A 20,068-nucleotide genomic window follows, 5' to 3' on the forward strand; every position below is an offset into this window, starting at 1 on the left:
TCCGAACGGGCGAGATGCAACCGGCGAGAGGCGAGGTGACCGCATGCGGATCCGCTGGCCCCGCCGTGTCTTCGCCCAGGTCCTGCTGGTGCAGCTGGCCACCACCACCGGGGTGATCATGCTCGCCACCGGGCTCTTCCTCGCCCCGCTCAGCGCCCAGCTCGACGACCAGGCGATGCGCCGGGCCCTGGCCATCGCCGAGACCACCGCCGCCGAGCCCGGCCTCGCCCGCGAGCTGACCACCACGAAGCCCAGCGCCGACGGCCCCGTGCAGGCCGAGGCCGAGCGGATCCGGCTGGCCACCCACGCGCTGTACATCGTGGTCCTCAACACCCACCATGTGCGCTGGTCGCACCCCACCGTCTCCGAGATCGGCAGGACCGTCTCCACCGACCCCAGCGCCGCCCTGTCCGGCCAGGAGGTCATGGACATCGACCGCGGCACCCTGGGCCCCTCGGCCCGTGCGAAGGTGCCGCTGCGCGACGACACCGGGAAGATCGTCGGCGCGGTCTCGGTGGGCATCGCGTACGACAGCGTGCGCGCGCAGCTGCTGCGTACGGTGCCCAGCCTGCTGCTCTACGCGGGCGCGGCCCTGGCCGTCGGTGTCCTGGCCGCCTTCGGGGTCTCCCGCCGGCTCCAGCGGCGCACCCACGGGCTGGCCTTCGCCGACATCTCCTCGCTGCTCGACGAGCGCGAGGCGATGCTGCACGGCATCCGCGAGGGCGTCGTCGCCCTCGACGCCCGGGGCAGGATCCGGCTGGTCAACGACGAGGCCCAGCGGCTGCTCGGCCTGGGCCCCGACGCCGACGGGCGCGACCTCGACGAGGTGCTGCCCCCGGGCCGTACGACCGACGTCCTGGCCGGCCGGGTCGACGGCGCCGATCTGCTCACCGTCAGCGGCGGAAGAGTGCTGGTCGCCAACCGGATGCCGACCGCCGACGGCGGGGCGGTGGCCACCCTGCGCGACCGCACCGAGCTGGAGCTGCTCGGCCGTGAGCTGGACTCCACGCACGGCCTGCTCGACGCGCTGCGCGCGCAGGACCACGAGCACGCCAACCGTCTGCACACCCTCCTCGGACTGCTGGAACTGGGCCTGCACGACGAGGCCGTGGAATTCGTCGCCGAGGTCGCCGACGGCCACCGGGCCTCGGCCGAGCAGATCGCCGAGCGGGTCCACGACCCGCTGCTGTCCGCGCTGCTGGTCGGCAAGTCGGCCATCGCGGCCGAGCGCGGCGCATCCCTGCGGATCTCCCCCGACACGCTGCTGCCGGACCAGGTGGTGGACCCGCGCGACCTGGTGACCGTACTGGGCAACCTGATCGACAACGCTCTGGACGTCGCCACCTTCGTGGAGGTCGAGCTGCTCGCCGAGGGCACCACGGCGGTGCTCCGGGTCAGCGACAACGGCCCCGGAGTGCCGCCCGGCATGCGCGAGCTGGTTTTCACCGAGGGCTGGTCCACCAAAGCGCCCCCTGCGCATCGCGGCCGGGGCCTGGGCCTGGCGCTCGTGCGCAGGCTGGCCGAGCGGTACGGCGGAATGGCCCGGGTCACCGCCCGCGCGGGCGGCGGCGCGGTCTTCACCGTCGTACTGCCCGAGGCGCTGACGTCACGCGAACTCACGGCAATGGGAGAGTCACGATGATCGACGTCCTGGTCGTGGACGACGACTTCCGGGTGGCCGAGATCAACGCCGCGTACGTGGCCAGGATCCCCGGCTTCCGCGTCACCGCCCGCGCGCACACCGCCGCGCAGGCGCTGGCCACGCTGGAGCGCATGCACATCGACCTCGTGCTGCTCGACCACTACCTGCCGGACGAGACCGGCCTGACCCTGGTGCGGCGCATGCGGCAGCTGGGCCACTCCGCCGACGTGATCATGGTGACGGCGGCCCGCGATGTCGCGACCGTCCAGGCGGCGATGCGCTACGGAGCCCTGCAGTATCTCGTCAAGCCGTTCAGCTTCGGCGGCCTGCGCGCGAAGCTCGACGCGTACGCAGCCCTGCGCCGCACCCTCGACGGCGTCGGCGGCGGCCGGGGCGAGGCCGGGCAGGAGCAGGTCGACCGGATCTTCTCCGCGCTGCGCACGGCGGAGGCCTCACCGACCGCGGGCCTGCCCAAGGGCCATTCCGCGCCCACCGCCGACCTCATCCGCCGGGTCCTCAACGAGGCCGACCACCCGCTGTCCGCCCACGAGGTCGCCGAGCGGGCCGGGATCAGCCGCTCCACCGCCCAGCGCTATCTCAAGTACCTGGAGCGCGCGGGCCGGATCAGCCTCACCCTCAAGTACGGCGACACCGGCCGCCCCGAGCACCGTTACGCCTGGGCCCGCGCGAGCTGATGCGACAGCGCCCGGGCCGCCGCGCACACCACCGGCGCGATGCGGTCCAGGCTCAGGCCCCGCGTGGCGCCGGTGACGGAGATCGCGGCGACTGGATGGGCCCCGCTGGGGCCGAACACGGGCGCGGCGATGGCCGATACGCCCACTTCGGCCTCCTCCCAGTTGACGGCGTATCCGCGGGCCCGGGTGCGTACCAGGTCCTCCTGGAGGAGGCGGGGCAGCACGATCGTGCGCGGGGTACGGCGACGCAGGCCCTGGCCCAGCACGGCGCTGAGCCCGCAGTCGGGACCGTACGCCAGCAGCGCCTTGCCGGTCGCGGTGCAGTAGGCGGGCAGCCGGGCCCCGGGCTGGGTGGGGATGCGCATGGAGCGGTGGCCGGTGAGCTTGTCCAGGAAGAGCGAGTCGGTGCCCTCGACGACGGCCAAGTGCACATTCTCGTGCGTGGCCTCGTACATCTCCTCCAGGTACGGCAGCGCCTGCTCGCGCAGCCGCCGGTACGGGACGCGCTGGCCCAGTTCGAACAGGGTGAGGCCGAGCCGGTAGCCGCCGCAGTCGCCGCGCTCGACCAGTCCCAGGTCGGCGAGCTGGCCGAGGAGCCGGTGGACGGTGGGTTTGGGCAGGCCGGTCCGGGCGGCGAGGGTGGCCAGCGGCACCTCGTCCTCGCCGGCGCCGAAGGCGTGCAGCAACGCGGATCCGCGCGCCAGCATGGACTGTCCCGCCCCTTGTGCCGGCCCTGCTCCTGTGCCTGGCCCTGCTCCTGTGCCTGGCCCCGTCATGCCCGCATCCTGGTCGCTCACGGGTGTCCCCGCAAGGGAACCTCGACCAGCAGCGGCCCGTCGAGCGCGGCCACCGCGCCGACGGCGGCGCCGAGTTCGTCCGTCGTGCCGACCCGCAGCGCCGGGATGCCGAAGAAACGGGCCGCGTCGCGCCAGTCCAGCTCCCCCAGGTCCAGGCCGGTGTAGCGGTGCAGGGCGGCGGAGCGGCCGTCGAGACCGTCGAGAGTGTCCAGGGTGTCCTTCAGGGTCCGGTACTCGCCGTTGGCCATGACCACGAACAGCACCGGCACGCGCATGCGGGCCGCCGTCCACAGCCCCTGCAGCCCGAACATGGCGCAGCCGTCGCCCAGCACCGCCACCACCGGCCGGTCCGGCGCCCCGAGCCGGTGCCCCACGGCGGCGCCGATGCCCCAGCCGAGGCCGCCGCCGACGGTGTGGACGAAGCCGCCCGGCATGTCCCGGCGCAGGACGCGGCGCAGCTGCACCCCCACCGTGATGGCCTCCTCGACCAGGACCGCGTCGTCCGGCAGGGCGGCGGCCAGCGCATGGGCGGCGGCGAGCGGGTCGAGCGGGGCCCGGCCGTAGGCGGCCAGCGCCGCGAGATCGAGGGCGGCGCGCTCCGTGGCGTGCCGCGACGCCGCCTCCTTGGTACGCCGCCGGGCGGTTCGCTCGGGGACCTGCAGGCGCAGATGCCCGGCGAGCGAGGCGAGAGAGGCGTCCAGCGGCCCGGTGAGGCCCAGCGCGACGGGGAAGTTACGGCCGGGCTCGGCGGGGTCGGTGTCGAGCTGGACGACCGTGAGGCCGTCGGGGACCGGCGGGCCCGCGCTGTAGTGGTGCGGCGTGAAGGCCCGGCAGCCGGCGATCAGCAGCGCGTCATAGCCGGTCAGCTCCTTGTGGATCCCCGCGTTGACCGGCGGCAGCGGGCCCGCGTACAGCGGGTGCCCGCCCGGGAAGTCCAGGCAGTCGTTCATCGGCTGGTGGTACGTCACCGCCCCCAGCGCCTCCGCCACCTGCACCAGCGCCGCCACCGCGCCGTCCCGCCCGACCCCGTCGCCCGCCACGATCGCCGGCCGCTCCGCCCGCGCGAGCAGCGCCGCCGCCCGGTCGAGGTCCTGGGCCGCGCCCGCCGGCGCCATCGGCGACCGGACGGGCACCTCCACCGGCGCCCCGTCCATCAGCACGTCCATCGGCACCGACACGAACACCGGCCCCTGCGGCGGCCGCTGCGCCAGCGCGAAGGCCCTGCGCAGCACCACGGGCAGATCCTGCGGGCGGTGCACCTCCTGCGCATGCTTGGCCGCCCCCGCCGCGAGCGCCACGAGGTCGCCCGACAGCATCGGGTCCTGCAGCATGTGCCGTTGGTCCTGCTGCCCCGCGACGACCACCATCGGCGTACGCGAACGGCGGGCGTTGAGCATGCCGATCAGCCCGTTCGCCGTGCCTGCCGCGACATGCAGGCTCACGAAGGCCGGGCGGTGGGTCGCGCGGGCGTAGCCGTCCGCCATGGCGACGACGGAGGCCTCCTGCACTCCGAGGACGTATTCGGGGACGGCCCGGTCGGCGAGCGCGTCGAGGAAGGGCAGTTCCGTGGTGCCGGGATTGCCGAAGACCCGGTCGACGCCCTCGTCGTCCAGGATCTCTAGCAGGGCCCGCAGTGCGGTTGTCATATCAGCCTGTCCCCGCTCATACGCTCATGCCGCCGTCCACCGCGATCGTGGCTCCCGTCGTGAAACTCGACTCGTCCCCCGCCAGGTAGAGCACCGTCCGTGCGATCTCCTCCGGCGTCGCGTGCCGCCCCAGCGGAATCTCCGCGTCGAAGACCTTCGCCGCGCGCTCCGCGCTCTCGCCGGTCGCGGCGGTCTCCAGGCGGTGCATGAAGGGGGTGTCGGTGGGCCCGGGATGGATGCTGTTGACTCGGATGCCGCGGGCGGCGGCCTCGCGGGCCGCGACCCGCATCAGGCCGACCTGCGCGTGCTTGGCGGTGGCGTAGCCGCTGATGCCGGGGTCGGCGGTGAGGCCGACGACCGAGGAGTTGATGATCACGGAGGCGCCGGGGCCGAGGTGCGGGAAGGTGTGCTTGAGGACCAGGAAGGCGCCGACGGCGTGGACGTCCAGGACCCGTCGGAAGGCCTCCTCGGGGTAGTCCTCGATGGCCGCGACCTCGCCGCTGATCCCTGCGTTGCTGAAGACCACGTCCAGCCGCCCGAAGCGGGCCAGGCCCTCCTCGACGGCCGCCGCCACCTGCGCGCCGTTGGTGACGTCGGCGATCGAGGCGACGCAGCGCCCTGCGCCGAGGGAGGTGGCCGCCTCGCGCAGCGCGGCCTCGTCCAGGCCCACCAGGTGCACCAGCGCGCCCTCCGCCGCGAACAGGCGTGCGGTGGCGAGGCCGATACCGCTCTCGCCGCCGGTGATCAGGGCGACCTTCCCGTCGAGGCGTCCCATGCTGTCCGCTCCCTTGCGTGGTTTAGGTGGTGGTTCCGGCGAAGCCTGCGTTCATCGCGAGACTCAGGTCCCGTTCGGTCAGTTCGGGCGCGGACAGCTCCGCCACGATCCGGCCGCGCTGGAAGACCAGCACGCGGTCGCACAGCTCCACCAGTTCGGCCAGGTCGGTCGAGGCCACCAGGACGGCCTTCCCGGCCGCCCTCAGCTCCCGTACGATCCCGTGCATCTCGGCCCGCGCCCCGATGTCGACGCCGCGTGTCGGGTCGTCGAGGACGACCACCTGCGGCTCGATGTCCAGCCACTTGGCGAAGACGACCTTCTGCTGGTTGCCCCCGGACAGCTCGGAAACCGGCGTGCGCGCGTCGCCGTGCAGCCGCAGCCGCTCGGCATGCGCAGTGGCGCGTGCGATGTGCCGGCCCCGGTTGAGCCAGGGCGAGCCCTCGCCGCGCGCGAGCCAGGAGACGGCGGAGGTGTTCTCCCAGACAGTGCGGTCCAGCATCAGGCCGTAGCGTTTGCGGTCGCTCGGCACGAAGGCCACTCCGGCCCGCACCGCCCTGCGCACGTCGCGCGGCGGCGGCTCGCCGCCGGGCAGCGTCACCACGCCCGACGACGGCCGGGCCCGGCCGCACACCACCTCCAGGGCGGCCAGATGCCCGGCGCCCTGGAGCCCGGCGAAGCCGGTGATCCGACCGGCGGGGGCGTCGAAGCTGATCTCGTGCAGGCGGCGGCCGAGGCTGACCTTGTGGAAGCTGAGCTGCCGTGCCCGCGCGGGGGCGGGGGTGTCCGCGGGCACGGCAGCCGTTTCGGGGGTGTCGGGGGTGTCGCCCAGCATCGCCTCGACCAGGACGTCCAGCGGGACCTGGGCGACCGGGGTGCCGTCCATGACGTTGCGGCCGTCGCGCAGCACGCTGATCCGGTCGGCGAGGCTGCGCACCTCTTCCAGGAAGTGCGAGATGTAGAGCACGGCGAGGCCCTGGCCCACCAGCCGGCGGATGACTGTGAAGAGCCGTTCGACGGCGTCGACGGGCAGGGCGGAGGTGGGCTCGTCGAGGATCAGGACGCGTGGCCGCTCCAGCAGCGCCCGGCTGATCTCGACGAGTTGCTGGTCGGCGAGGTCGAGGCGGCCGAGCGGGGAGCGCCAGGGGATGCCGGACAGGCCGAGCTCGTCGAGGACGGCCCGGGCCTTGTCGCGGGCGCGGGCCGGGCTGGTGAGTCCGGCCCGGCGCGGCGGCCCGTACGGGAAGAGGTTCTCCATGACGGACAGGTCGGGGAACAGGCTGAGCTCCTGGGCGACGACCGCGATGCCCGCCGCCGCGGCCTTGCGGGCGCCGGCGAAGGGCAGTGGCGCGCCCTGGAGTTCGACGGCGCCCGCGTCGGGCCGCTCGATGCCGAGCAGCATCCTGACCAGCGTGGACTTGCCCGCGCCGTTCTCCCCGGCCAGCGCGTGCACCTCACCGGCGGCCAGGGCGATGCCCGCACCGTCGAGGGCGAGCACGCCGCCGTAGGCCTTGACCAGGCCGCGGGCGGCCAGCACGGGGGGAGGAGGGGGCATGTCAGCGCTGGTCCTTCAGCGGCTTGATGCTGCTGTCTGGGCTGGCGAGCAGGCTGTCGATCTGGCTCTTGAAGAAGTCGTACGCCGCCGTGGTGCTCTTCTGCCGGGCGATCACCTCGTCCACGTTGGACTTGTCGACGACCAGGCTCGGGGTCTTGAACCAGCCCTTGGGCAGGTCCTTGCCCTTCTTGAGTGCGTCCACGAACAGGGCTGTGCAGACATAGCCCTTGAGGAAGTGCTCCGGGGACACGGTGCAGAAGTTCGCGCCGCTCTTGACGTACTGGAGTGTCTTGGCGTCCACGTCGGCGGCGGCGACCAGGTAGCTGCCGTTCTCCGCCTCCTTGATCTTGCCTAGGTTGTAGCTGTCGGCGTCGCCGACACCGAGGAAGGCCAGCGCCTTGGGGTTGGCGTGCACCTGGCTCTGCCACGCCCCGAAGTTCTGCGCCGGGTCGCTGTACGTCTGGTAGGGGCCCAGCACCTTCACGCCAGGGGCCTTCTTGGCGAAGGTGTCCTTGATGCCGTTGGCCCGGCTGTCCAGGACCGGGGTGCCGGGGTTGGGGACGCCCACGACGACCGAGCCGGTGGGACTGGCCGGGAGGCGCTTGATGGCCTCCTCGGCGAGCTTGGCGCCCAGTTCGTAGTTGTCGTTGCCGACGTAGAAGGTGATCTTGCTGCCGTCCAGCGGGGCGGTGTCCAGCGCCACCACCGGGATGCCCGAGTCGACGGCGGTGGCGGCGGGGCGTACGAACAGCGGCGGATCGAGGTTGAAAAGGATGATGCCGTCCTTGGAGGTGTGCGTCAGGTTCTGGAACAGCGTCACCTCCGCCGGGCCGTCGGTGCTGGCCGGGCCGACGGCCTTGAGGTCCACACCGCCCAGGTGGCCGACGGCGGACTTCGCGCCGTTCACCATCTCCACGGCGAAGTTGAGGCCGATGTTGGCGACGGCTATGCCCATGTGCAGGGTGCCGCCCTTGCCGCCTCCCGAGGAGTTGTCGTCGCCGCAGGCGACGGCCAGCCCGAGCGGTGCGGCCGCTCCGGCCATCAGGATGAGCCTCCGGGTGGGGCCCGGCCGTGCGGGTTGAGCCATGGTGCCCTCCAGGTGGATGGGTCAGGTCAGTTGGGCCGCTCGCGCAGGCGGCGCAGCGCGCTGTCGGCGGCGACGGCGGCGAGGATCACCGCTCCGGTCGCGAACGTCGTCCAGTTGATGGGCACGCTGAAGAACACCAGGGCCGACGCCACGGTCGCCAGGATCAGCGCCCCGATCACCGCCCCGGGCACCGAGCCCCGGCCGCCCGCGAGCGGGGTGCCGCCGATGATCGCGGCGGCGATGGCGCTCAGTTCGTAGCCCTGGCCGATGGTCGGGTCACCGGAGATGAAGAAGGCCAGCGCGAGGACCGCGGCCAGCCCCGCCATCGACGCGGACAGCGCCATCGCCTTGATCCGGGTGCGCACGATCGGCAGGCCGGTGAAGTGCGCGGCGTCCGGGTTGGAGCCCACCGCCCTGACCTGCGCGCCGAAGCGGGTGCGGGTGAGCAGCACGGCGAGGCCCGCGGTCGCGGCGATCAGCACCCATACGGCGGTCGGCAGTCCGCCGATGTCACCGCCCACGACCCGGAAGAAGGCGTGGTCCTGCGGCATGCCGCTGATCTGCTTGCCCTCGGCCAGCGCCAGGGCGATGCCCCGGAAGAGCATCGCGGTGGCCAGCGTGGTGATGAAGGTGGGCAGACCCAGATAGGTCGCGATGACGGCGTTGCCCGCGCCGAGCGCGGCCGACATTGCCAGTACGGCCACCGCCGCCGCCCAGGGCGACCAGCCGTCCCGGACGCACACCGCGCCGACGGTCATCCCCAGGGCGTACACACCGCCCACCGACAGGTCGACTTCGCGCATGGCCAGGGCGAAGACCATGCCGGCGGCCATCAGACCCACGTACGAGGCGTTGTGGGCGGTGCTGGTGAGGTTGGAGCGGTCCATGAAGTCCGGGTACGCGATCCCGACCGCGAGGACCAGCAGCACCAGGACGGCGGCCACCCCGGTCTCGTCCCGCAGCAGATGGCGCAGCGCCGACGGCCTTCCGTCGCGCTTGAGCGATGCTGTCACCGATGACAATTGCATGGCCTGCGGGCTCCCGCCTTCTCCGCCGTCGGCACAGCATCGGGCCCGCATACCGCGGCGGCAACGCGGCCATTCCATGACATGGAACGGTTGGCCGAACGGTTATACGGCGTACCGTCACACCGCGCCGGCCCCCGTCAGCGAGCGGACCTCCGCCTCGGCGTGCTTGCCCTCGTCGGCGGGCTCGGGCGACAGTACGGTGCCGAGCCAGCCGGCCAGGAAGCCCAGCGGGATGGAGACCAGGCCCGGGTTCTGCAGCGGGAAGAATTGGAAGTCGACGCCGGGGAACAGCGCTTCGGGGCTGCCGGAGACCACCGGCGAGAGGATGACCAGCAGCACCGCCGGGCCCAGGCCGCCGTAAACCGCCCATACGGCGCCCCGGTTGGTGAAGCGCCGCCAGAACAGGGTGAACAGCAGCGCCGGCAGATTGGCGGAGGCTGCCACCGCGAAGGCCAGGCCGACCAGGAAGGCGACATTCTGGCCCTGCGCGAACAGGCTCAGGGTGATGGCCACCGCGCCGATGCCCACGGCCGCGAAGCGCGCCACCTTCACGTCTTCGTTCTCCCGGGGCTTGCGCCGGGTGGCGCGGTGCAGCGACGCGTACAGGTCGTGGGCGACCGAGGCCGAGGAGGCCAGGGTGATCCCGGCGACTACGGCGAGGATGGTGGCGAAGGCCACCGCTCCGACCACCGCGAACAGAACCGTTCCGCCTGTCGAACCGGCCCCGCCGCCCAGGTCCATGGCGAGCAGCGCCACCGCGGTGTTCCCGGCCTTGTTGGAGCCGCGGACCGCGTCCGAGCCGACCACCGCGGCGGCGCCGAAGCCGAGCACGATCGTCATCAGGTAGAAGGAGCCGATCAGCCCGATCGCCCACACCACCGAGCGGCGGGCCGAGCGCGCGGTCGGCACGGTGTAGAAGCGGGACAGGATGTGCGGCAGCCCGGCCGTGCCGAGGACCAACGCGAGCCCCAGGCTCATGAAGTCCAGCCGTGAGGTCCAGCTGCCGCCGTATTTCAGCCCGGGCCCGAGGAAACGGGTGCCGTGCCCGCTGCCGTCCGCCGCCGAGCGCAGCAGCGCGCCGATGTCGCCGTGGAAACGCATCAGGACGAGCACGGTGAGCCCGATCGAACCGAGCATGAGCAGTACGGCCTTGACGATCTGGATCCAGGTCGTGGCCCGCATCCCGCCGAAGGCGACGTAGAAGACCATCAGAGCGCCGACGCCGATCACGGTCCAGGTGCGGGCCGCAACGCCCTGCCCGCCCAGCAGCAGGCTCACCAGGCTGGCCGCGCCGACCATCTGGGCGACCAGGTAGATCACGGAGACGATGACCGAGGACACCCCGACCGCGATCCGCACCGGGCGCTGCCCCATCCGCACGGACAGCACGTCGGCGAGGGTGAACCGCCCGCAGTTGCGCACGAGTTCCGCGACCAGCATCAGCACGACCAGAAAGCCCACCAGGAAGCCGACGCAGTACAGCATCCCGTCGTATCCCACGAGGGCGACCAGTCCGGAGACACCGAGCAGCGAACCGGCCGAGATGTAGTCGCCCGCGATGGCGAAACCGTTCTCCATCGGCGAGAAGAGCCGTCCGCCCGCGAAGAACTCGACCGAGGAGTTGCGCCGCCGCCCGGCCCACGCGGTGATCGCCAGCGTCACGGACACGAATGCCGTGAACAGCAGGAGCGCCAGCCCCTGGTGATTGCCCGTCACCGGATGCGCTCCTGGGTGTCCCAGCGCAGGTCCAGCGCCGCCCGGTCCCGGCGCAGCCGCGCGTGCCGCGCGTAGGCCCAGGTCAGCAGGAACGTCGAGGCGAACTGGGCCAGCCCGGCCACCATCGCGACATTGATCTCGCCGGCCACCGGGCGGGCCATCAGTCCGGGCGCGGTCATGGCCAGCACGACGTAGAGCAGGTACCAGGTGAGGAATCCGGCCACGGCGGGGAACGCGAACCCCCGGTAGCGGCCCCGCACTTCCTGGAAGGCGGCGCTGTGCTGGACGTCCAGATAGACCGACGTCGGGTCGTCGTGCTCCGTGGGGTTCGCGCTCGCGTCCACGCTCACGGCGACGGGGGCGGCAGCGTCGTGCTGCCACTCCCCCGCCGCGTGGGCGTCGTACCAGGGGTCGTCCATCCGGAGCGCTCCGGACTCGGCTCCGTCGTGCTCGTCCACAAACTCTCCTCGCTCCGCCGGCCGGTGGTCGGCCGTGGGCCCAGCATTGGACAGAGCGGGAAGATCCGGAGACCTCAAGCCGAAACGTTCACCCCATCAGGTGACGCAACGGGGGGCGTGACCTCATCACGCGTCGATACGCGAACGATCCAGCGTCGCGGCCGAACTGGTGATGAATTCCTTGCGCGGCGCGACGTCATTTCCCATCAGCAGATTGAACGCCTCTTCCGCGGCGTCCAGATCACTGATGTTGATCCGGCGCAGTGTGCGGTGCCGGGGGTCCATCGTGGTCTCCGCGAGCTGGTCGGCGTCCATCTCGCCGAGGCCCTTGTAGCGCTGAATGCTGTCCTTGTAGCGGACGTTCCGGCGCTGGAGGTCCATCAGGGTCTGCCGGAGCTCGTTGTCGGAGTACGTGTAGATGTACTTGTCCTGGCCCTTCCTGGGGTTGCTCAGCTCGATGCGGTGCAGCGGAGGCACCGCGGAGAAGACCCGCCCCTCCTCGATCATCGGCCGCATGTACCGCTGGAACAGGGTGAGCAGAAGAGTCCGGATGTGTGCACCATCGACATCGGCGTCGGCGAGGAAAATGACCTTTCCGTACCGCGCCTGGTCGATATCGAAGGTCCGGCCGGAACCGGCTCCTATCACCTGGATGATCGCGCCGCACTCGGCGTTCTTGAGCATGTCCGAGACCGACGACTTCTGGACGTTCAGAATCTTTCCGCGAATGGGCAGCAGCGCCTGGAACTCCGAATTCCTGGCCAGCTTCGCGGTGCCCAGCGCCGAATCGCCCTCGACGATGAAGAGTTCACTGCGGTCCACGTCGTCACTGCGGCAGTCCGCGAGCTTGGCCGGCAGCGAGGAGGACTCCAGCGCGGTCTTACGGCGCTGCGCCTCCTTGTGCTGCCGGGCGGCGATCCGCGTACGGGCGGCGGCGACGGCCTTCTCCAGCACGGCGCGCGCCTGCTGCTTGTCGTCACGCTTGGTCGAGGTCAGGAATGCCTTGAGCTCCCTGGAGACCACCGCCGCGACGATGCGGTTGGCGGCCGAGGTGCCGAGCACCTCCTTGGTCTGGCCCTCGAACTGCGGCTCGGCGAGGCGGACGGTGACGACTGCGGTCATGCCCTCCAGGGCGTCGTCCTTGACGATGTCGTCCTCGGCGACGCGCAGCAGCTTGGCCGTGCGCAGCACCTCGTTCACCGTCCTGGCGACGGCGCCCTCGAAGCCGCGCACATGGGTGCCGCCCTTGGGGGTGGCGATGATGTTGACGTAGGAGCGCAGAGTGGTGTCGTATCCGGTGCCCCAGCGCAGGGCGATGTCGACGCCCAGCTCGCGGGTGACCTCGGTGGGGGTCATGTGCCCGCGGTCGTCGAGGACGGGCACCGTCTCCTTGAAGGTGCCGGTGCCGGTGAGCCGCAGGACGTCGCAGATGGGCTTGTCCTGGGCGAGGTAGTCGCAGAACTCGCTGATGCCGCCGTCGAAGCGGAAGGTCTCCTCGGCGGATCCCTCCCCGTCGAGTCCCCGGTCGTCGCGGACCACGATGGTCAGGCCCGGCACGAGGAAGGCGGTCTGCCGGGCGCGCTGGTGGAGGTGCTCCAGGGAGAGCTTGGCGTCCTTGAGGAAGATCTGGCGGTCGGCCCAGTACCGGACCCGGGTGCCGGTACGGGTCCTGGGCACCTTCTTGGTCTTGTGCAGGCCGCTCGCGGGATCGAACGGACCCTCCGGGCCGGCCTGGGCGAAGACGCCGGGGACGCCGCGGCGGAAGCTGATGGCATGGGTCTGGCCGCTGCGGTCGACCTCGACGTCGAGTCGGGCGGACAGCGCGTTGACCACCGAGGCGCCGACGCCGTGCAGACCGCCGGAGGCGGCGTAGGAGCCACCGCCGAACTTGCCGCCGGCGTGCAGCTTGGTCATGACGACCTCGATGCCGGACAGGCCGGTCTTGGGCTCGACGTCGACCGGGATGCCGCGGCCGTTGTCACGGACCTCGACGGAGCCGTCCTGGTGGAGCTGCACCTCGATGCGGTCACAGTGTCCGCCGAGGGCCTCGTCGACCGCGTTGTCGATGATCTCCCAGACGCAGTGCATGAGGCCGCGGCTGTCGGTCGAGCCGATGTACATGCCGGGGCGCTTGCGGACTGCCTCGAGGCCTTCGAGGACGAGCAGGTGCCGCGCAGTGTAGTTGGAGCCGTCACGATCTGCACCGGTCAGCAGCGCAGTGGACGGCACGGATGTTTCGGCGGTCACGCGGGCGTCTCCTCGATGAAGTTCTTCAGCCGTATCGGTGAGAGGGTACCGAGGCCTGGTGGAGCGCTTGTGCCATGACCCGGTTTCCACCTCATGTTAGTCCTCACTCGATCGCATGTTCGATCCCTCTTTCGAGTGATACACATGTCACGTTCCCATAGAGGCATGAACCATTTAGGCTCCGGGCACGTCCTCATCATCAACCGGCAAGCCAGCCGGGGGGATGAAACCGGACAGATCAACCTAAAGACGACAACGAGCGCACCAGAGACCTATTCGCCGCCAATCGGTAGCATCCAAGACATACGAGAACTGTTTTCAAGGAAAAGCCACGAGCGGGAACGTTTTCGGCCTGGTTGGATGTTGACCCTGGTACGACAGCTCGTCGAGCTAGAGAAGAGGCGACGTGACTACTGTTCTGACCCCCGCAAGCCCGCTGACGGCGGCAGACCGCTGCGACCGTTGCGGCGCCCAGGCCTACCTGCGCGTCGTTCTGATCAGCGGCGGCGAGCTGCTTTTCTGCGCGCATCACGGGCGTAAGTTCGAGCCTGAACTGAAGAAGATCGCTGCGGAAATACAGGATGAGACCGGTCGCCTGACCGACTCCCCCGCTGCCCTGGCGGTCGACGACGAACACTGACGGCCACGGCCCCGACGAATAGTCCCCTGCGACGAGCTCTGTGCGTACGGGCGGTCTCCCTCACGGGGGGCCGCCCGTACGCGTGCTCGCGCGTCCCACAGGCCGTCGTGCTCACGAGTGGGCCGCGACAAGCCCTGTGACGGCCGCTACACGGGTGTAGACGCCCGGATGCTCGGGGTCGGCGCAGCCCGCGCCCCAGGAGACCAGCCCGACCAGCTTGCCGCCCGCGACCAGCGGGCCTCCGCTGTCGCCCTGGCAGGCGTCGTGCCCGCCCGCCGGGTCACCGGCGCACACCATGTCCTGACGCCGGTAGGTGCCGTCGCTGCTGCCCGGGTACGCCCGCTCGCAGACCGCGTCGGCCAGCACGCTCACCGTCGCCGCCCGCAGAACGGACGAGTAGCTGCCGTAGCCGGTGACATCACCCCAGCCGAAGACCCGGGCCGCGGTGCCCGCGCGGTAGTCCTGCGCGTCGGCCTGGCCGGCCATGCGGATGGCGGAGCCGGCGGGAAGCGGCTCGGCGAGTGTGACGACTGACACATCTCCGCTGTTGGTCACCGGGTCGTAGTCCGGATTGACCCAGACGCGCTTCACCGCGATCTCCCGGCCGGCCGTACCGCTCAGATCCGTACGGCCGGAGATGATCCGCAGATCGGGTACGTCCGACCAGGAACCGCCGAGCGCCGCCTGCCCGAAGCAGTGCGCGGCGCTGATCACCGTCGTGGGAGCGATGAGGGCGCCTCCGCAGAACTGTCCGGACCGCGCCGCACCGAACCGGGCCCGGCTGGCCACCGCCACCGTCCAGGGATACTGCTCGGCCGAGACCGGGCTGCCGCCGATGATGCCGCCGTCGGCATGCGGGGCGTGTGCCGCATGCGCGGCACTGGGCATCGCGAGAGCGGGCAGCAGCGCGAGCACCCCGGCGGAAAGCAGTGCCCGAAACCTGAACCGCATGCGTTCTCCTGACCCCGGGGATCTGACCCAGCACAATTCCCTGAACACCCAGAGTGATACACGCGGGCGCAAGGCGCATCCGGAAACGCCGACGGGCCCGTGACTACCGCAGAAGCGGCGGTCACGGGCCCGTACCGGCGTACAAACCCCGGGGCCTAGTCCAGGTAGTCCCGAAGGACCTGGGAGCGCGAGGGGTGGCGCAGCTTGGACATCGTCTTGGACTCGATCTGGCGGATGCGCTCACGGGTGACCCCGTAGACCTTGCCGATCTCGTCCAGCGTCTTCGGCTGGCCGTCGGTGAGGCCGAAGCGCATGGAGACCACGCCTGCCTCACGCTCGCTGAGCGTGTCGAGCACCGAGTGCAGCTGCTCCTGCAGAAGCGTGAAGCTCACCGCGTCGGCCGGGACGACGGCCTCGGAGTCCTCGATGAGGTCGCCGAACTCGCTGTCGCCGTCCTCGCCCAGCGGGGTGTGCAGGGAGATGGGCTCGCGGCCGTACTTCTGGACCTCGATGACCTTCTCGGGGGTCATGTCGAGTTCCTTGGCCAGCTCCTCCGGGGTGGGCTCGCGGCCCAGGTCCTGGAGCATCTGGCGCTGGACGCGGGCCAGCTTGTTGATGACCTCGACCATGTGCACCGGGATACGGATGGTGCGGGCCTGGTCGGCCATGGCGCGGGTGATGGCCTGGCGGATCCACCAGGTCGCGTACGTGGAGAACTTGAAGCCCTTGGTGTAGTCGAACTTCTCGACCGCACGGATCAGGCCCAGGTTTCCTTCCTGGATGAGGTCCAGGAAGAGCATGCCGCGGCCGGTGTAGCGCTTGGCCAGCGAGACCACCAGTCGGAGGTTGGCCTCCAGGAGGTGGTTCTTGGCCCAGCGGCCGTCCTCGGCGATGATCTCCAGCTCGCGCTTGAGCTTGGGGGCGAGCTTGTCGGCCGCCGCCAGCTTGTCCTCGGCGAACAGGCCGGCCTCGATGCGCTTGGCGAGCTCGACCTCCTGCTCGGCGTTGAGGAGGGGGACCTTGCCGATCTGCTTGAGGTAGTCCTTGACGGGGTCGGCGGTGGCGCCGGCCGCGGCGACCTGCTGCGCGGGGGCGTCGTCCTCGTCGTCGTCGGACAGGACGAAGCTCTCGGCCTCGGGCTTGTCGGGGCCTTCCTCGTCCTTGCCGGTCGCGGCGTCGTCGAGGGGCTCCTCGCCCTCGACGGCATCCTCGCCGTCCTTGCCCTTTGCCGCGGTGGTCTTCTTCGCCACGGTCTTCTTGGCGGTCGTCTTCTTTGCCGCCGCCTTCTTGGCGACGGTCTTCTTCGCGGGAGCCGCGGCCTCGTCTGCGACGTCCGCCACGGCCTCCGCCTCCACGGCCGCCGCGGGCGCGGCGGTCTTGGCAGCGACGGTCTTCTTGACCGGGGCGGCCTTGGTGGCGACGGTCTTGGTGGCAGTACGCTTCGCCGGGCTCTTGGCTGCGACGCTCTTACGGGTGCGCTTGGGCGCCTCAGCGGCACTCACCATCAGCGTCACACCCTCCTCGTCGAGGACCTGGTTGAGGCTGCGCAGAACGTTCTTCCACTGGGTTGCCGGAATCTGGTCCGCTTCGAAGGCTCGACGCACGTCGTCGCCGGCGATCTGACCCTGAGCCTTACCCCGCTCGATGAGCGCCAACAGAGACTCGGACTCGGCGATCTCGGGCGGGAGCGTACGGGATGTGCTGGCCGACACGAACAACCTCTCGGAACGATGGGAACGACTACGGTGGGAACCACTCAGTAACTCAGCGTCATAGATGTCGCGGATATTCCTCGTGCGGCTGCCACCTCTAACCTCATCGCGCTGCCGCGTCCGAGCGTTACGCCCCATCCGCGTGGCCCCAGTCACACCCCGGAACCCCATGAACCGACCATAGCCGGACACTCTCCGCGGATGCCCGCGCAGATGCCCGCGCGGATGACTCCGCCGCCGGCCCGGGAGGGAAGGGTCCGGCGGCGGCTGGAGCGGGCTGTGCGGGCCTTACGGGCCCGTGCGGGGCGTACGGCCTTACGGGTCGTGCGGTCAGTGCTCGCGGGGGGCGGGCACCACGTGCTCGGGCGTGCCCGGGGCGCCGGGCTCGGAGTGGACGGCGAGCAGCTGGCGCATGGACGACTCGGCCTCCGCCCCGTCGCCGGAGGCGAGGGCCTCCACGATCCGCTGGTGCAGCCCTACGGAGTGGTCGCCGGGGCGCTCGCAGCCGATCGCCGGTCCGCCGGAGACCTGGAGGGCGGCCGAGACGATGCCGGACAGGTGCTCCAGCATGCGGTTGCCCGCCACCTGCAGGAGCAGGGCGTGGAATTCGGCGTCGGCGCGGGAGAAGGTGAGCGAGTCGCCCTGGCCGGCGGCGTGCCCCATGATCTCCGCCATGTCGGCGAGGCGCTGCTGGATGTCCTCGCGGCCGTGTCCGGCGGCGAGCCGGGCGGCGAGTGGCTCGATGGTCCAGCGCAGTTCGAACAGCTCGCGGCGCTGGTCCTCGCGCTGCGGGCCGAAGGCGCGCCACTCGATGATGTCGGGGTCGAGCAGATTCCAGTCGCTGACCGGGCGGACCCGGGTGCCGACGTTGGGGCGGGCGCTGACCAGGCCCTTGGCCTCCAGCACGCGCAGCGACTCGCGTACGACGGTGCGGGAGACCTCGAAACGCTGGCCGATCTCCTCGGGAACCAGCGGGCGGTCGGCTCCCAGGTCGCCGGAGACGATCATCTGGCCGAGCTGCTGGACGAGTTGGCCGTGCAGTCCGCGGCCGCGGCTGCCGCCCGCCCGGCGGCCGACCCGGCCCAGATCGGAGTCGGCACTGTCCCAGGAGGGGATCCCCGAGACGCCCGGCCGGTGATCGGCTCGGTGGTCGACTCGGTGGTCCGCTCGATGGTCGGCTCGATGGTCGACGGCGGGTACTTCACCGTACGGGTAGCGGTCGAGCTCGCCCGGGCCGACGATGCTGGGGTCGGCGGGGCGGGCCGCGGTCATCATGGTGTGCGCAAGGGTACTCACGCATCCTTTGTCGGCGATGGCGCGCGGCGCCTTGAGGGCTTTGCTGAAAAGCACACGAAAGGGTGAGCGCTCATCACCTGATAATTGACGCTTTATCGGACGGAAATGGGCTTTCTTGCAGGGTTCTGGAGCACTTCGGTTTATCTGACCGCAAGTTGGACTCCGTCAACCGCCGGTCGACTCTCCGTCAACTCCGCGGTCAACCCGCGCGGCCCTTCAACACCGTGGCCAGATAGGCGCACAGCAGAGCGAGCAGGGCCAACACGAAGGAATACCGGACCGGTTCGGCGGCCAGCCGTACGGCGTCGATCGCCGGGGCAGTGGCCAGCTTCCGCAGCGCCGGGGCCACCAGCAGCGGCACGGCGAGCACTCCGGCCATCCCCAGCGCGGTCGTTCGGAACACTCCCGCCGCCAGCACGCCCGCCCAGGCACAGCCCACCGTGAGCGCCGCCCAGCCGGCCACGAGCGCCGGGCGGTCGGCCGGGAAGGGGGCGCTGCCGGGGCCCTGGAGGAGGCGTACGGCGGCGGCGCCGAGCCCGGCGGCGAGTGCGGCGAGCAGCAGGGCGGCCACGCCGCTGACGGCGAGTTTGGCGGCGAGCAGCCGGAGTTGGCGGGGCATGGCCGAGCGGTCCGGGGTCAGCGCGGGGTAGCGGAACTCCTGGCCGTAGGAGAGCGCCCCGAGCAGTCCGGCGCCCAGCGCGGCGGGTGGCAGCGGCAGCAGATGCGGCCAGCCGGTGGCCAGGCGCAGCGAGGCGGGGTGACCGGCGCGCAGCAGCGCCAGGGTGCCGATGAGCGAGACCAGCGCGGTGGTTGCGGCGATCAGCCACGGGGCGCGCACGCCGGTGAGGCGGCGCAGTTCGTAGCGCAGCGGCCGGACGGGGCCGGGCGGGGGCACGGCGTCGTGGACGGGCCGCATGGGGATCGTGTCGTACGGGTCCGCGGGCGGGGCGGGGGGCGGGCCGGAGTCGGCGGTGGCGTCGGCGAGCTGGTGCAGCAGGATGCCGTTGCGGAAGGCGGTCTCGCCGACCTGGGCGGGGGTCGTGCCGTAGACGGCGATGCGGCTGCCGCTGCCGCTGATCACCTCGGTGCCGTCCTGGGTGAGCAGAGCGGCGAGGCGCTGGGCGTGCGGGGAGCGCACGGCGACGTACGGGCGCAGCCGGGTGCGGCCGAATTCGGCGGCGGGCTGGTCGGCGACGAGCCGTCCTTGGTCGAGGGTGACGACGCGGTCGGCGAGGCGGGCGAGCGCCTTGGGGTCGCGGCCGGTGACCAGGACGGTGCCGCCCTGGGCGGCGTACGACTTCAGCAGTCCGTGCAGCCAGCCGGTGTCACGGGGGGACAGGTCGCGGACGGGGTCGTCGAGGAGCAGGGCGGCGGGGTCGGCGAGGAGGGCGGCGGCCAGGCCCAGTCGGCGGTCCATGCCGAGCGAGAGGGCGCCGAGGCGCCGGCCGGCCATGCCGGTCAGGCCGACGGTCTCCAGGACCTGTTCGGCGCGGGTGGCGGGGACGCCGGTGGCGGCGGCCAGCATGCGCAGGTGGCCTCGCACCGTGCGGCCGGGGTGGCCGGGCACATCGCCGAGCAGTGCGCCGGCCCGGCGGGCGGGGTGCGGGTGGCGGTGGAGGGGGCGGCCGTCGAAGAGGGTGACGCCGCGGCCGGCCTCGAGTTCGAGCATCAGCCGCAGGGCGGTGGACTTGCCGGCCCCGCTGTCGCCGAGCAGGGCGGTGACCTCCCCGGGGCGGGCCTCGAAGCTGAGGTCGTCGACGGCGGGCGGCCGGTCGCCCCGGGCGATGCTGGTCAGTCCGATGGCCTGGATCACCTTCGCACGATAA

At 71.5% G+C, this 20,068-nt stretch carries 16 protein-coding genes; 3 read left to right on the top strand and 13 right to left on the bottom strand.

Translation table 11 applies throughout. The features are described 5' to 3' along the window. Positions 1 to 43: 43 nt before the first annotated feature. Positions 44 to 1,642, top strand: coding sequence for an ATP-binding protein (locus OG607_RS11595; protein WP_405722232.1), 1,599 nt, complete (start codon positions 44 to 46; stop codon positions 1,640 to 1,642). Continuing rightward, on the top strand, positions 1,639 to 2,337 hold the full coding sequence (locus OG607_RS11600) for a response regulator (protein ID WP_405722233.1): 699 nt from the start codon (positions 1,639 to 1,641) through the stop codon (positions 2,335 to 2,337). Before OG607_RS11595 ends, OG607_RS11600 begins: the two co-directional genes overlap by 4 nt. Here the strand turns inward: OG607_RS11600 and OG607_RS11605 are convergent. The 9 genes from OG607_RS11605 to OG607_RS11645 all read right to left on the bottom strand — a co-directional run bounded on the left by OG607_RS11605 (position 2,313) and on the right by OG607_RS11645 (position 13,643). Then, positions 2,313 to 3,044, bottom strand: a complete 732-nt coding sequence (locus OG607_RS11605; RefSeq protein ID WP_405722235.1) for an IclR family transcriptional regulator — start codon at positions 3,042 to 3,044, stop codon at positions 2,313 to 2,315. The genes OG607_RS11600 and OG607_RS11605 overlap by 25 nt on opposite strands. A gap of 86 nt (positions 3,045 to 3,130) precedes the next feature. After that, entirely contained in the window at positions 3,131 to 4,780 is a 1,650-nt protein-coding gene (locus tag OG607_RS11610) for a thiamine pyrophosphate-binding protein (protein WP_405722237.1), read from the bottom strand. A gap of 16 nt (positions 4,781 to 4,796) precedes the next feature. Further along, entirely contained in the window at positions 4,797 to 5,555 is a 759-nt protein-coding gene (locus tag OG607_RS11615) for an SDR family NAD(P)-dependent oxidoreductase (RefSeq protein WP_405722239.1), read from the bottom strand. Positions 5,556 to 5,577: 22 nt separating this feature from the next. After that, positions 5,578 to 7,107, bottom strand: coding sequence for a sugar ABC transporter ATP-binding protein (locus OG607_RS11620; protein ID WP_405722241.1), 1,530 nt, complete (start codon positions 7,105 to 7,107; stop codon positions 5,578 to 5,580). Position 7,108: 1 nt separating this feature from the next. Beyond that, positions 7,109 to 8,194: a sugar ABC transporter substrate-binding protein gene (locus tag OG607_RS11625; protein WP_405722243.1), complete on the bottom strand. Its 1,086-nt coding sequence runs from the start codon at positions 8,192 to 8,194 to the stop codon at positions 7,109 to 7,111. Positions 8,195 to 8,220: 26 nt separating this feature from the next. Then, positions 8,221 to 9,207 (bottom strand): ABC transporter permease, encoded by a 987-nt coding sequence (locus OG607_RS11630; protein WP_405722245.1) that lies wholly within the window; start codon positions 9,205 to 9,207, stop codon positions 8,221 to 8,223. Between the two features lie 132 nt (positions 9,208 to 9,339). Then, complete coding sequence (locus OG607_RS11635; RefSeq protein WP_405722247.1) at positions 9,340 to 10,938, bottom strand: cation acetate symporter; 1,599 nt, start codon at positions 10,936 to 10,938, stop codon at positions 9,340 to 9,342. Then, the gene (locus OG607_RS11640; protein ID WP_405722249.1) at positions 10,935 to 11,396 is read right to left on the bottom strand and encodes a DUF485 domain-containing protein; all 462 of its coding nucleotides are present in this window, start codon (positions 11,394 to 11,396) and stop codon (positions 10,935 to 10,937) included. Before OG607_RS11640 ends, OG607_RS11635 begins: the two co-directional genes overlap by 4 nt. A 126-nt stretch (positions 11,397 to 11,522) precedes the next feature. Continuing rightward, the gene (locus tag OG607_RS11645; protein WP_405722251.1) at positions 11,523 to 13,643 is read right to left on the bottom strand and encodes a type IIA DNA topoisomerase subunit B; all 2,121 of its coding nucleotides are present in this window, start codon (positions 13,641 to 13,643) and stop codon (positions 11,523 to 11,525) included. Positions 13,644 to 14,049: 406 nt separating this feature from the next. On the opposite strand from OG607_RS11645, the gene OG607_RS11650 reads away from it, so the two are divergent. Then, positions 14,050 to 14,283: a hypothetical protein gene (locus OG607_RS11650; RefSeq protein WP_329311574.1), complete on the top strand. Its 234-nt coding sequence runs from the start codon at positions 14,050 to 14,052 to the stop codon at positions 14,281 to 14,283. 111 nt (positions 14,284 to 14,394) lie between these two features. On the opposite strand, the gene OG607_RS11655 is transcribed toward OG607_RS11650, so the two are convergent. The 4 genes from OG607_RS11655 to OG607_RS11670 form a co-directional block, all read right to left on the bottom strand. Continuing rightward, on the bottom strand, positions 14,395 to 15,234 hold the full coding sequence (locus OG607_RS11655; protein WP_405722254.1) for a S1 family serine peptidase: 840 nt from the start codon (positions 15,232 to 15,234) through the stop codon (positions 14,395 to 14,397). A gap of 155 nt (positions 15,235 to 15,389) precedes the next feature. After that, the gene (locus tag OG607_RS11660) at positions 15,390 to 16,946 is read right to left on the bottom strand and encodes an RNA polymerase sigma factor (protein ID WP_405722256.1); all 1,557 of its coding nucleotides are present in this window, start codon (positions 16,944 to 16,946) and stop codon (positions 15,390 to 15,392) included. A gap of 330 nt (positions 16,947 to 17,276) precedes the next feature. Beyond that, positions 17,277 to 18,296 carry a FadR/GntR family transcriptional regulator gene (locus OG607_RS11665; protein WP_405722257.1) on the bottom strand — a complete coding sequence of 340 codons (1,020 nt, stop codon included), beginning with the start codon at positions 18,294 to 18,296 and terminating at the stop codon, positions 17,277 to 17,279. 145 nt (positions 18,297 to 18,441) lie between these two features. After that, complete coding sequence (locus tag OG607_RS11670) at positions 18,442 to 20,055, bottom strand: ATP-binding cassette domain-containing protein (protein ID WP_405722259.1); 1,614 nt, start codon at positions 20,053 to 20,055, stop codon at positions 18,442 to 18,444. Between the last annotated feature and the right edge of the window lie 13 nt (positions 20,056 to 20,068).

The organism is Streptomyces sp. NBC_01537, assembly GCF_045040445.1.
Taxonomy (GTDB): Bacteria; Actinomycetota; Actinomycetes; order Streptomycetales; family Streptomycetaceae; genus Actinacidiphila.